The sequence below is a fragment of the Alteromonas sp. KUL42 genome, assembly GCF_006538325.1.
Lineage (GTDB): Bacteria > Pseudomonadota > Gammaproteobacteria > Enterobacterales > Alteromonadaceae > Alteromonas.
In genome coordinates this window covers 187,965-202,060 of the sequence record NZ_BJKK01000001.1, presented here as the reverse complement: position 1 = coordinate 202,060, position 14,096 = coordinate 187,965, and the positions used below count along the sequence as shown (strand labels likewise).

The following is a 14,096-nucleotide window of genomic DNA, read 5'->3' as shown; positions in this document are numbered from 1 at the left end:
CTTTTACTTAAAATCGATACGATGCACTTAAGGTTGCTACATCATCGTCAGCGTCACTATCGGTATTTTTCTCATAACCCGCTGTAACTGAGAACTGTTCGTTAAACCAGTAATCCACTTCGATACCTGCTCGTTTGTCATCGTCAAACCCTGAAGGTGAATTTACATACTCAAACGTACCGGCGACACTTAAAGCTGGGCTAAAGAAATAACGCGCACTCCCTGTGTAGGTGTCCGCATCATCTTCGACAAATTCAAACATTAAGTCCCAACCCGTACCTGTTTTGCCAACCGTGGTGTAACGAGTAAAAGCAACCGGAGACGTGTTACTGAACTCTTCATCAAATACATTTCCATCGAAATTAAGGTCGTAATCGAAACTAATATATTGTAAACCGGCTCCAATCTGCCATTCGGGTGACAAATTGTAGCCGACACTGGCCTTTACAAATTTACTCTCTTGGTCACCGTAGTTATTGTCTAATTCGCTATATGAACCTTCAGCCGTAATTGACCATTGCTCATTAAAATAGAAAGTACCTCCCAAAATGAGAGCGTCTCTATCTCCGCCTCGAGCATAACCACCAAAAAGACTAGATACTCTTTGTAAGTAAGGGTTTATCAAGTAAGCGCCAGAATCACTTTTTACAGAGTCTAAATAACGAACATAACTAGCAGTATAAAAGTTGTCGTTAAACCCTTCGATATCTTGTACCGTTGCGCTAACTTCATTTTGCGTGTTGGCGGTTGCCGTTGTTGCACTAAGCAGTGAAGCCAGCATCAGCGCAAGTCCAGTCATTGACGTTTTTGTGAATGTGTTTTTTAAGTCCATGTTTTATAACCTTTAGAAAAGTGTGTGAAGAAAACAGGAACAAATATAAGAGGCGAAAACTTAACGTATTCTGAACGAATACTAACAGGTTCTGAATGTGGACGAATGGTATAAAAAAACCCGCTTTTAAGCGGGTTTTCAATAAATTAAGAGGCCACCAAGTTATTATGCACTAGGCGCTTCTTCGTTAGCAGGTTGAGCTTGCACACCAACTGCTGACAAATGCATATTGCGAATTGGATTTTCAGTGTCGTTAGACAGTTCAACCAAACGGTTTAGTTGACCAATAGACATCATCACTGCGTAAATTGCACCTAAGAAACCAGCTTTGTGCAATTCAACAATTTTATCTTCAGGAAGCTCAAGAAGTTTCTTCTCGTTGATGCTCATCATGCCAGTTACATTACGCTGTGTACCGTCTTGATAAGTAAGGCGAATTTGAATTGGATCAAGAAGGTCCAGTTCAACAACCTTAGCAATGAAGCGCTGGGTAATCATTTCGCTGTTAGCCAAATCGCTTAGGAATTTTTGACGATTGTTCAAGAACTCAGATGCTTCACCATTTTCAGTGAATAATGCTTGGCCTTCATCAGAAATTAGGTCTGAGTTTTCATCAATGAAAACACCTAACTTGTCGCCATCAGGACGTACATCAAACGGATAGCGAAGGATGTTCATTGGTACGTGAGGACCTTTCCAGCTGTCACCTGTTAGGAATAGGTTTTGACCTTGTTCCATACCTAACATAGTCACAACGTGATGACGCTTTGCTTCTGCGTCTTCAATGAATACCAAAGGCATGGTTGCCGCAAGCTGTGCAAACTCACGGATAGATGCTGAAGCTAAATGCGTTTTTTTCGCATAGCTGAAAGTCGTGCTTACCGCAAGCTTTAGGTCTTTATGTTTTTCTTTGTCTAGCGGTACAAAATTAATAGCCATATTTATTTCTCATACTTGTTTACTGTGGTCTCGGCTAAAAAATTGAGAAGAGCGAGTACCACTTTAAATTACGTTAGCCCTACAGATAATGTCTGTCATCGATCATTTACTCCATCGATAGTAGGCAGAGCGCTCAGGAGTATTACGCATTAGCGCAATGAAGTCACGCGATCTTCACAATAACAAGTTTTAAATTTTTATTTCAATGTAAAATTTAGGTGAACGGGCACAAGCGCTCTAATTTTAACCAAAATAGGGCTCAAATTGAGTTTTTGGTTTATTTACCCGCCTACACCGACTGTACTTCTCACATTGCTTCCGAGGGACTAATGAGCGTTGACATACGAAATTCAGCCTAAATAGAAGTCACTGATTCAAGAGATTCGTAAGAAGGACCGACAATGAGTAACAAACCTTCATCACACTACAATTGCGAAGGGCACCTAATATGTTTTACTCTCGTGTCTTGCATCAAATCTATTTAAAGCAAAACAATATTTGATTATACGATGCAATTTATATTGTCAGACCGTTATTGAACGTTGACTAGAGTAATTACACACAAGGAATTATACGTATGACCAGGCGCTTCCCTCTTTCATCATGTGCATTAGTTGTTGCTGCATTGCTAAGTGCACCTGCATTTGCCACAGAGCAAAAAAATTATTCCGCGTCTGAGCAAGCCATAGCCATTGCAAAAGAAACGATTATTGTAGATGGCCATATCGATGTCCCCTATCGCGTTAAAGAGAAATGGGTAGATGTAACTAAAGCTACTGAAGGCGGAGATTTTGATTATCCGCGCGCAGTGAAAGGTGGGCTAAATGCCCCATTTATGAGTATTTATGTGCCCGCTAGTTTAGACAATTCACCTGAATCAACACAGTTAGCACATGAGTTAATCGACTCTGTTGAAGCAATAGTTGCTCGAGCACCAGATAAATTTGCTATAGCTAAAAGTCCATCAGAAGTGAAAGCGCAGTTTGAGAAAGGATTAATCTCGCTTCCTATGGGTATGGAAAACGGTTCTCCACTTCAAGGCGATTTAGCTAATTTAGAAGCGTTTTACGAGCGAGGTATTCGTTACATTACGCTAGCACACAGTCAAGCGAATCACATTTCCGACTCTTCCTATGATCTTCGTAGAAAATGGAAGGGATTGAGTCCATTTGGTAAAACACTCGTTACTGAGATGAACAATATTGGCATTATGTTAGATATTTCTCACGTATCTGACGACGCCTTTTATCAAGTTATTGAACTAACAAAGGTTCCTGTGATTGCCTCACACTCATCGCTTCGACGCTTTACCCCAGGGTTTGAGCGAAACATGAACGACGAAATGATCAAAAAGCTTGGTGAAAATGGTGGTGTAGTCATGATTAACTTCGGCTCTAGTTTTGTTTCAAAACAAGCAGGTCAGTGGAGAACAGGGCTAACTAACGCCAAAAAGGCATTAATAGAGAAAGAAGGTGAAGATAGCCCTAAACTGGCAAACTTTGAAGAAGAGTACAGAAAAACGGTTCCTTACCCTTACTCAACACTCGATGAAGTGCTTGATCACATCGATCATGTGGTCGAACTTGTGGGTATTGAGCATGTAGGTATTGGTTCAGACTATGATGGCGTGGGCGATTCATTACCCATTGGTCTTAAAGACGTGGCGAGTTTTCCTAACCTAGTTCAAGGCTTACTTGATAGAGATTACACTAGAGCAGATATCGAGAAAATTCTAAGCGGCAATGTGCTTCGCGTCTGGCAGCAAGTAGAGACATACGCTGCTTCGCATTAAGCAACTACATAGTTTCCTGTTTGAGAAGTTCGCAACAATGTAAACAGCTACGATGTAAACAGACCAAATGCGTAGCAGCAATTGCGCGACAATAACACAAAACGAGAGTTCGCCATGCGTGCTCTCGTTTTGTTTTTATACTCTCGCGAAGAAATGGCTACTGGCTACCTTTGCTTTTACCTCCTAGGCTAAGATAAAACGCGGTAGGCAACACAATGAGTGTCAACACCAACGCACTTAACATGCCCCCCACCATAGGCGCCGCGATTCTCTGCATTACTTCACTGCCCGTTCCGGTGGCATAAAGCACAGGTAGAAGGCCAATAATAATAGAAAATGACGTCATTAATACCGGTCTTAAACGCATGGTTGCACCGTGAATGATTGCTTTTTTAACGTCCTTATCTCCAATCGCTGAAGGCCCTATTGTGCTTGATATTGTGTTGCCTGTTCTATCAGCACTCATTGCCAAATCAGACACCTGCTGATTGAGATAAACCAACATTATTACTCCAATTTCTACCGCCACACCAGCTAGCGCAATAAACCCGACACCAACCGCCACAGACATATTGAAGTTAAGGCCGTATAACAGCCAAATACTACCCACTAGGGCAAGCGGCAGTGTAGCCAAAATAAGTGCCACGTCTTTCAGTCTGTTAAACGCCAAATAAAGCAGTAAACAAATAATGGCAAGCGTAACGGGAATAACAACTGACAGTTTCGCTTTTGCTCGTTCGAGATAAGCGAATTGCCCCGCCCACGACAGTGAATACCCAGCCGGCAGTGCTAAATTCTCATCAAGGTAGGTTTTAGCTTTGTCTACGTAACCGCCGAGGTCACTGTCATCAATATCAATAAAGACCCAGCCATTTAACCGTGCATTTTCACTTTTAATGCCTGCGGGACCTTGCGCAATGCGCACGTTGGCTACTTCACCGAGTGTGATATGAACGCCACTTGGCGTTACCAGTGGTATGAGAGACAGTGCTTCGGGGGTATCTCGATAATGTTGAGGAAAACGCAAACTTACCGGATAGCGCTCGCGCCCTTCTACTGATTGCGTAATTGTACGCCCTCCAATAGCGGTGCCAACAAGGGCATGCACATCGTCAATATTAAGACCATAACGTGCAGAAGACGTGCGATCGATATCAAGATACACATAGCGCCCACCAACCACGCGTTCAGCATACACTGACGTAGTATGAGGTACATTAGGTAAAAGCTGCTCTATCTGCTTTCCTATTTCTTCTATGCCGTCAAGTTCAGGCCCAGCTATTTTAATGCCTACTGGGGTCTTAATACCGGTAGCTAACATATCAATGCGCGTTTTTATGGGCATGACCCACGCATTGGTTACCCCCGGAAAATCGACTAACTGATTAAACGTCTGTTTAAGTTTTTCAGTCGTCATGCCTTCTCGCCATTGTGATTTTGGTTTTAATTGAATAAAGGTTTCAATCATGGTTAATGGCGCAGGGTCCGTTGCTGTATCTGCGCGCCCCACTTTGCCAAAAACACTTTCAACCTCAGGCACAGTTTTAATAAGCTTGTCGGTTTGTTGTAAAAGCTCTCGTGCCTTGCCAATGGATATGCTCGGATAAGTGGTGGGCATGTACATCAAGTCACCCTCGTCGAGTTCTGGCATAAATTCACTGCCTAACTGGCTCAGTGGCCAGTATGCTGAGAGTAATATGAGCGTAGCGGCAGTTAACGTTACTTTGGGAAATTGCAGTGCCTTCACCAAAATAGGTTTGTACATGCTTACTAGTAGCTTGGTGATGGGGGTTTTCATCTTCAGATTTAATCTTCCCTCGTACAAAATAGCCTGACAGTACAGGAACTAACGTAATAGCCAATGCGGCTGCAGCGGCCATTGCATAGGTTTTTGTATACGCCAGAGGAGAAAATAGCCGTCCTTCTTGAGCTTCTAGTGCGAACACAGGTACAAAAGACACGGTTATGATCAACAAGGAGAAAAACAATGCAGGCCCTACTTCTACGGTTGATTTTACTACCAGGTTCCAGCGCGTTTTGGCATCAAGTACTTGAGTATTGTTAGTGTCATACGCCTGTTTTAGATGCTTATGTAAGTTTTCGACCACAACAATAGCACCGTCAACCATGGCGCCAATAGCAATGGCGATTCCCCCCAATGACATAATATTTGCATTTAGCCCTTGGAGTTTCATTACGATAAATGCGCAAAGAATACCTATGGGTAAGCTTATAATGGCTACCAGTGACGAGCGTATATGAAACAAGAAGACCAAACACACCAACCCAACTACAACTAACTCTTCGACAAGCTTGTCAGACAGCGTATTTACGGCGTTATCAATAAGTGTTGAGCGGTCGTACACAGGCACTATCTTTACGCCTTCTGGCAGACTTACACGCAAACTATCAAGTTTATCTTTAACGGCATCAATAGTCGCTTTGGCGTTTTCGCCATAACGCATAACAATGATACCGCCCACGGTTTCGCCTTTACCGTTAAGTTCAGCAATACCTCTTCGCATTAGCGGAGACTCAACAACACGTGCCACATCACCTATGGTTATGCTCACACCATCTTGTAATACGCCAGTTGGTATTGCTTCAATGTCGCTCACTTGCTGGATATAATTCTCTGCCGATACCATATATTCAGCCTCGGCCATCTCAATAACGGAGGCTCCTGTGGCTCTGTTTCCTCGTTTAAGCGCTACTTCAATAACAGAAGGCATAAGGTTATAAGCCCTCAGTTTTTCAGGGTCTACCACCACCTGGTACTGCTTCACCATACCGCCCACAGACGCCACTTCAGAAACGCCTTCAACAGACTGTAGTTCGAACTTCAAAAACCAGTCCTGAAGCGATCGCAGCTCGCCTAAGTCCAATGCATTTCTCTTGTCACCACCATTTTCAAGAGCATAGATATACACCCAACCAACACCGGTAGCATCAGGGCCCAATTGTGGCGTAACGCCCTCTGGTAACTGTGGTGCAGCTTGACTTAGATATTCTAAAACGCGACTGCGCGCCCAATACATGTCGGTGTCATCATCGAATATCACATACACATAAGCATCACCGAAAAACGAGTAACCTCGCACGGTTTGCGCGCCAGGTACTGACATTAAAGCGGTGGTTAACGGAAAAGTGACTTGATCTTCCACTACCTGTGGGGATTGCCCTGGATAATTCACTTTTACAATGACTTGTACATCAGATAAATCGGGAATGGCGTCAATCGGTGTTTGCTTTACTGCCCATACACCGGCAATGCTTAGCATCACAGCACACAGCAACACCATTATGCGATTTTGCACTGACCATCGAATTACAGATTCAATCATGGTGCACATCCATCTTGTGATCTTGACTCATATTGTGATCGGTAACACCCTTAGACATTGCGCTGTCGTTAGCGCCGTGCTTCATCGCCACAATGACAAACTCATCGCCTGTTACAAACGTAAAGGTAATGCGGTCACCAACGTCAAATAAGGCACTATCAATATGCTCAGAAAGGGCAAAAGACATAGTAGCTGGACCACGCCCCCACTTTTCAATAGGCCCCCGTGAAATAGTCATTCTTGCTACGCTATCTTCGCTTTCATTCGATGCGGTTATCTGCTCAATTACGCCCCACGTTGTCGCTTGATGATCGGGTTCAGCCATGCGTTCAAAGTCACTATTTTTAGACGATTCAGAGTCAATCAAAAATTGCGCTGAAACCACCACTTCATCCCCAGGTAATAAGCCTTCTGATACCGCAAAAAACCTCGTGTCTTGCTGGCCAAGTTTTACGTTAACCGACTTAAAGTGACCCTGTCCGTCGCTAAGCACAACACGAGGCCCTCCGGCGGTTCGAATAACAGCGCTTTTGGGCACAAGTAGTGCAGTTTCTTGTTTAGATGAGGATAAGGTTACATTGGCAAACATATTTGGCTTAAGGGCACCATCGCGATTAGACAATGGAATTCGAACCTTCAAGGTACGCGTTGTCTCAGACAACGACGGGTAAATATAGTCAATCTGACCTTGCCATTGCGCATTAGGCAAATAGTCCATTTCAACATCGGCTGTATCACCTAGCTGAATGCTGCCCACATATTTTTCAGGGACATCTGCAATTATCCACACATGCTCTAATTTCGCGATACTCATGATTGTCGTACCGGGTTGAACAAAGAACCCTTCGCGAATTGTCATTGCCTCTACAACACCACCTTGAGGCGCACTGAATGTCACCGTTTGTGAAACTTGCTTTGATGTCTGTAACTGCGTAAGAAACGCATCGGGTAGCGCCAGTGACTTTAACCGTTGCAAAGCGCCTTCTATCAGCCTTTTATCACTGCGTTTTAGCGCGAGTAAATATTCTTCTTGGGCGTTAACAAGTTCCGGAGAATACAATGTGTAAAGCGGTTGACCTGCTTCTACCTCTTCCCCTTGAGACTTTATATGTAGCGTCTCAATCCACCCTTCAACGCGCGGATGAATATGGACTATTTTATCCTCGTCAAAACTTACCACACCAACTGTTGTAACAGTTTGATTAAGTTTACCGACGTGCACAGGTGCAGTTTTCACCCCGATATTCTGCTGAATAGTTGCGCTAATCATTACGGTCCCAGGAGAGCGACTGCCCGAAATGCTTAGCGAACTTTCCTCATACACGGGCACTAAGTCCATTCCCATAGGTGATTTTCCCGGCTCGTTTCGTCGATAGCTATCGTCCATGGGAGCAACCCAGTAAAGCGGTTGTTTTTCTTGAGAATCAGTACTTTCGTTATCGCCAGTAGATGCTGAAACACTATTGTTAGAAACAATGAGCCAAGCCACGAAAGCGCTGATTAGTGCTCCCGTACTTGCTCCAACTAACAGCCATAGCCACACTTTTGATGCGCGCGCACCTTTATTCGAACTTGTGAATGACATAAAGAAATTCCCTCTATTGGTGCGACGTTGAAGTTAAAGCGGGTAAATACAAGTATGCGAGAGATGCGAGGGTCCTCGCTTCATCGACTTGCATGCGCAGCAGTTCGTCTTGAACTTGAATCTGACGTATATTCGCATTAACGACGTCACTGAAATTGGCCGTGTCAGCGGTATAGGATGTCAACAGTGTTTGCGCTAACTGCGCAACTTCACTGACCAAGCCATGCTCATACAGTGCTTTGCGCTCGTTGAGAAAAAATAGACGTTCAGTGAGTATTTCAGCTTGAGCGGCTAACTCATTTACCTTTAAACGAAAATCTGTTTTTGAGGCATTCACTTTAGCGGCAGCCGCTGAAATAGAAGCAGTTTGCTTTCCACGAGTAAAAAAGGGCAAGTCCACCTGCACTCCCACTGAAACAAAATCAGCTCTGCTCATTCCATTTTGCGCGTCTTGGCGATAGCCATAACTTGCTTCAACGCTCCACTGTGATTTGGTTTGCTCGCGAGCAATATCCAGTTGTTTGGTTTCAGCTTGTGTTTGCAATTGTAACCCTTCTGCCAGCGGATGATTCTGTAAGGCGTCAAAGGGGTCGAGCTTGTCTATCTGTGCAATAAACCCATGAGCATCAATGTGATAACTTGTAAAAATCATATCCGCATTAAATGATGATGGCGTTGCTGTGTCGTCAAGTGGAGCGCCATACCATTTTGATAGCGCTGCTTTGGCTTCGAGCTCTTTTTGCAACGCCTGTGTGTATTTATCTTGCAGTGTCATTAAGGCCAGACGCACTTGTAAAATATCGTCTTGTTGAGCACTTCCAACCACGCTGCTATAGCGCGACTCAGTAACATCAAGAAGTTGTGTAAGTAGTGACTTCTCTTTGCTCAATAGCGCAATTCGCTGACTGGCTAGGTACCAATCTAACCAAGCAAATGCCACATCGCGATTTAACAGCGCTTTGCGCGCATCACTTTCCGTCTTAAGTTTACGCGCCATAAAAGCGGTTTTCTGCTGGCTTAGGGTATTAACATTCCCTCTTGGTAACTGTTGCTTTATACCCACTTTCACTTGCGTCATGGGCTCTTGATTTAGTGAGAAGCCATCCGTTGGTAGGTTTTGTATTGTCGAAGAAAGCTGTGGGTTAGCCCAATAAGCCGCGGCTTTTTCCTCATTCGACAATGCCTCTTCTCGAAAACTATTTCCCTTTAGAAAAGGATCTTGTGAGATAGCGAATTGTTGCGCTTGATATAGCGAAATCTCATTTGCATAAAGAGGAGAGTGAAAAACACATACCATAAGAAGTGTAACAACACGCTTCTGCGACTTACGAAAACACAATAACGCTCTGTAATGAATAGTATTAATTGCCATTTCAAATTTACTTTGTATTTGGTTTTCTATAACGAATTGACCGCTACTGAAACAAAATTAGAAACGTTGATAAGTAAGGCTAGGCAGTTGGTTCACCGGACAATAACTGTATTGTGAACAGAAACAGATGACTTAGTTAAGGCACTGCTTTGCCGATACTCCATCAACAAATGTTAGATAGATCTAGGCTGTGAAAAGCGCTTTCGGTGGACGAAATTGGCCTGAGAGAGGATGTGAGAGTTCGCCATAACGTTGACCCACTGCCATAGTGCGAGCAATGACAACAGTTGACGTTATTGCGGGCTGGATAAGTGCCAACCCAGTGGAATTAAAGCAATGTTCAAAAGTACATTGGCATTCGCCTTCACAGCAGTCCATTTGGCATGCTAGCTGGCTGTTCTCCTGATTGCTTGCCTGATGACTTTTGTGATTAACAGCCTGGCTGCTTAATTCCTGATGAATTCCTTCGTGTTCAGACATCGACGCATTACCTTCTGACTCATTGCCGACATAACTATTGTGTTGGCAATGTGCAGATTGTGCGCCTTGCACAGCATGTTGCATTGTAGAATGATCTGCGAGATCCGCTGTGCTGGTCATATCAGGTTTAACGTCAGAATCAACTGAGTTTGCATGCATTAGTGATACATCGTTTTGCATGCCATGAGCGTGAACAAGTGACATCACATTACCCTGCGACACGCCCTGAACTAAGGTTGCAAAAAATAAACAAGAAATAACAAGAAACGCTAACGCAGTAAACCCTCGGGAGGGTTTACCTTGATATTGAGCGAACTTCGCTGTATTTACGTGCGTGCTACCTTTATTCATGGTTGTAGCATAGCGTTATGTCAGCAATGAGTAAATACACAGCACATCACAAGTATGTTATCGGCGACGAATAACTTATTAGCGCTAGAACTGCTTGGCGTATTCGCGAAGCATGAAGTCCATGGTCGAGAAAAGCGGATTGGCTTTAGGCACTGCACACATTTCTTGTTGATTTACCATAGATGCATTGAACTGCATCGCCTGTAGCAACTGTGGGCTCACGACCAGGTCGGCGTGACATAAGGCGTAAGATTCATCAATTACAAAAAACGTATTAGGGCCCTTACTGCTCTGTATTAAGCGCTCCACACCGTGAATAGGCGTAGTCGCATCAGCCTGAGAGTGAGCAACGAATAGTGGAACATCAATTTGCGCGCCTTCCTCTAGCTTGTCGCGAATAGTATTGATGAGATCCATTAATTCCAAACCGGCAAAACCGGCAACATTGGGGTACTTATAAGGATTAGGCCCATGGGTTTCATATGTGCCATCAATAATCTGGGCTAACAGCTTTATCCCCCAAATTCTCGACATACCTTCAGCATTGTCAGAAAGCGCTAAAGCACCTGAAAAAAGCATCAGGCCATCAATATTTTCGTCCCCACCAAGGTAATGTTCAACCGCCAGCGCTCCACCTGTTGAAAACCCACCCACAATCAATGTGTCGCCCATTTCATCAGCTAGCGCTAACACATCATCAACATGAGACTGCCAACGTTCAGCGATGTCCCAATCAGACATATCATCGTCGGCCTCGCGTTTGCCGTGCCCAGGAAGCAAAGGCACAATCACGGAATAACCTTCTTCAAATAAGGTGTTCGCTATTTCCCTCATAAAAAAAGGCGAATCGCTTAACCCGTGGATCAATACCGCCACTTTGGTGCTTGAGGGATGATGCAGAATAAATGGCGCATTCCCTTCATTGCGCAATGCATTACTACATACACTTACTTTGTTTAGTGCCGTTTCGCGGCAAGGTTGAGTTGAGCCCCACTGTGCGTGGTAAAGCGCTTTAAATGTTACATCAGCTTCTTTCGACGATGTCGTATTTGCAGCGGAATATTGAGGCAAGAAAGCAAAACTAAGCAGAAGAAGCCAACTAAAAACAACGTTAGACGACACTATGATTCTCCGATAAAAGAATGGGCACAAAAAAGCGGAAGCATAATAACATGCTCCCGCTAAATACCATAAAATAGAGCATGTTGGCCTTTGCTGCAAAAACGTACCGCAAAGGTCAACACGCTCTAGAGGCAGTTTTTCTATTTGAATAGAACTTACTTTTTACTCGCCAAAATATGCCGCTAAGTCATCAGACCCACCAATATGTTTACCCCCGATAAACACTTGAGGAACCGTTTCGCGCCCGCTAATTGCCGTTAAACTTGTGAGTGATGCGTCTTTGCCAAGTACAATTTCTTCATATTCAAAGCCTTTGTCTTCAAGCAAAGCCTTTGCTTTTGAACAATATGGACACCCTGGTTTAGTGATAATGGCTACTGGGGCATTAGGCTCTTCTTCCGGCGCAATGTAGGCAAGCATGGTATCGGCATCAGAGACTTCAAATGGGTCTCCAGGTACATCTGGTTCAATGAACATTTTGTCTACGACACCGTCTTTCACCAACATTGAGTAACGCCAGCTGCGCTTGCCAAAACCTAAATCAGCTTTATCTACTAGCATTCCCATTCCGTCAGTAAAGTCACCGTTTCCGTCGGGAATAAGGGTAATATTGCTGGCTTCTTGATCCGCAGCCCAAGCATTCATCACAAAGGTATCGTTCACCGAGATACACACGATTTCATCAATTCCATGCTTGGCAAATTTCTTCGCCAACGCATTGTAACGAGGTAAATGCGTTGAAGAGCATGTTGGCGTGAACGCACCTGGTAGTGAAAATACAACAACATTTCTACCAGAGAAAATTTCGTCACTGGTTTTGGTAACCCATGCTTCGCCATCTCGACAAGGAAACGACACACTTGGGACTTTTTGACCTTCTTTAGATGTAAAGCGACTTTCAGACATAGCAAATTCTTCCTCGGTTATTTGTTAACGTCGTTAATGACCACATGATAACTTTACTTGTTGTTTTGCAAATCGATAAGCAAAAAATAGGTGAAAAGCTCAGTACATGAACTACTGCTGATTACGAGCCTAATTTGTGTCTCTTAACAAATCAATAGGTATTATATGACATTCGTTAATATTGATTTTGATGCTGAATGTTTCAACAGCTCTACCTATCATTTTTGCAATAGGCAAATGCTGTATTGTGTGAAGATATACATCAGTAGGTCAAAATTGAAAAGTAACGCTTGAGGGTTTACGCCATGATTATTCTGGTTGGTGGTGAAAAAGGTGGCAGCGGTAAAAGCTGTCTGGCACAGAACATAGCCGTTTATCTACGCACAGAAAAAGGAGCTAACGTCCTGATGGTTGACTGTGATCCTCAACGAACGACTTCTGACTGGATCCAAGAACGCAAGGCAGACCCTCGACTCGCTGAAATCAACTGTGTACAGTTATATGGAAAGATACGCAATGAACTTCTCAATTTGCGTCAATACTACGATTATGTGGTGATTGACTGTGGTGGTCAGGATAACTTAGCACTGCGCTCATCAATGGCTGTTGCTGATCATATTCTTATTCCTTTGCGTCCGAAGCGCCGCGATTTGAAGACGGTCCCGCACATGGAAGATATCTTGTCCACATGTAAGATGGTTAATCCCAAGATGAATGCGGCATTTGTCATTACCCAATGCCCCTCTCTACCTAGTCTGGCAAGCAGGATATTAGAAGCTAAAGAGGTTTGTCGTTCATTTGGTATTCCAGTCCTCAACTCGGTCACGTTCAGTCGCAACATGTATGACGATTCCGAAGAATGCGGAAAATCAGTTATTGAAAGCGAACCCGAAGGTAAAGCAGCTATTGAAATAAGAAGCTTGTTTGAAGAGCTCTTGGCTGCCAAAGAGGAGGATGCTCATGAGTTTACTCAGCCTCAGAAAATCGCAGCCGTTAACTAAGCCCACACTGCGCTCGGTCGATGACTTTATTGAAGATGCACTGCATTATGCACAAGGCATAGACACTAAACCGGTAAGGGGTAGCCACAAAGATACCTCGAGTAAAAGCAGTGACAATAGGGTTGTTCGCTTGCATAAAGTGCAAAAAGGTAGCGCTATGCGCCATGCAACCTTCACGCTCACCCCAGAGTGTATTTTGAAGCTTACGCAGCTTTCAAAACAACAAGGTAAAGCGAAGTCTGCATTAATTCGCGAGTGGATCCAGCAAAACACCCAGTAATGCTTGCTCATATGGCGTGTCTAGTGCCTGTTTATCTAGTATACACGCCATATCTATACTTTAGTCTAATCCCGTATACCCTTCTTCATCGT

At 43.8% G+C, this 14,096-nt stretch carries 10 protein-coding genes and 1 pseudogene; 3 read left to right on the top strand and 8 right to left on the bottom strand.

All coding sequences use genetic code 11. From position 1 onward, the window contains the following. Positions 1 to 7 precede the first annotated feature (7 nt). Positions 8 to 832: a putative porin gene (locus tag EYR97_RS00860; RefSeq protein WP_131091959.1), complete on the bottom strand. Its 825-nt coding sequence runs from the start codon at positions 830 to 832 to the stop codon at positions 8 to 10. Positions 833 to 997: 165 nt separating this feature from the next. Beyond that, entirely contained in the window at positions 998 to 1,771 is a 774-nt protein-coding gene (locus tag EYR97_RS00855; RefSeq protein WP_131091958.1) for a SapC family protein, read from the bottom strand. Positions 1,772 to 2,348: 577 nt separating this feature from the next. Here EYR97_RS00855 and EYR97_RS00850 point away from each other — a divergent pair. Next, entirely contained in the window at positions 2,349 to 3,563 is a 1,215-nt protein-coding gene (locus EYR97_RS00850; protein WP_131091957.1) for a dipeptidase, read from the top strand. Positions 3,564 to 3,720: 157 nt separating this feature from the next. Here EYR97_RS00850 and EYR97_RS00845 read toward each other — a convergent pair. From EYR97_RS00845 to EYR97_RS00820, 6 genes and pseudogenes are all read right to left on the bottom strand, one after another. Beyond that, a pseudogene (locus EYR97_RS00845) lies at positions 3,721 to 6,907 on the bottom strand (efflux RND transporter permease subunit). After that, positions 6,900 to 8,492: an efflux RND transporter periplasmic adaptor subunit gene (locus tag EYR97_RS00840; RefSeq protein ID WP_131091956.1), complete on the bottom strand. Its 1,593-nt coding sequence runs from the start codon at positions 8,490 to 8,492 to the stop codon at positions 6,900 to 6,902. Before EYR97_RS00840 ends, EYR97_RS00845 begins: the two are co-directional and overlap by 8 nt. Before the next feature lie 13 nt (positions 8,493 to 8,505). Beyond that, positions 8,506 to 9,864, bottom strand: coding sequence for a TolC family protein (locus tag EYR97_RS00835; protein WP_131091955.1), 1,359 nt, complete (start codon positions 9,862 to 9,864; stop codon positions 8,506 to 8,508). Between the two features lie 183 nt (positions 9,865 to 10,047). After that, positions 10,048 to 10,695, bottom strand: a complete 648-nt coding sequence (locus EYR97_RS00830; RefSeq protein WP_131091954.1) for a hypothetical protein — start codon at positions 10,693 to 10,695, stop codon at positions 10,048 to 10,050. Between the two features lie 84 nt (positions 10,696 to 10,779). Then, positions 10,780 to 11,766 (bottom strand): carboxylesterase, encoded by a 987-nt coding sequence (locus EYR97_RS00825; protein WP_242634859.1) that lies wholly within the window; start codon positions 11,764 to 11,766, stop codon positions 10,780 to 10,782. Between the two features lie 213 nt (positions 11,767 to 11,979). Beyond that, entirely contained in the window at positions 11,980 to 12,723 is a 744-nt protein-coding gene (locus EYR97_RS00820; RefSeq protein ID WP_131091953.1) for a glutathione peroxidase, read from the bottom strand. Positions 12,724 to 13,028: 305 nt separating this feature from the next. Between EYR97_RS00820 and EYR97_RS00815 the strand changes: the two genes are divergently transcribed. Beyond that, positions 13,029 to 13,724 (top strand): AAA family ATPase, encoded by a 696-nt coding sequence (locus EYR97_RS00815; protein WP_131091952.1) that lies wholly within the window; start codon positions 13,029 to 13,031, stop codon positions 13,722 to 13,724. After that, positions 13,684 to 14,004 carry a replication protein RepA gene (locus EYR97_RS00810; RefSeq protein WP_131091951.1) on the top strand — a complete coding sequence of 107 codons (321 nt, stop codon included), beginning with the start codon at positions 13,684 to 13,686 and terminating at the stop codon, positions 14,002 to 14,004. Before EYR97_RS00815 ends, EYR97_RS00810 begins: the two co-directional genes overlap by 41 nt. Positions 14,005 to 14,096: the final 92 nt, after the last annotated feature.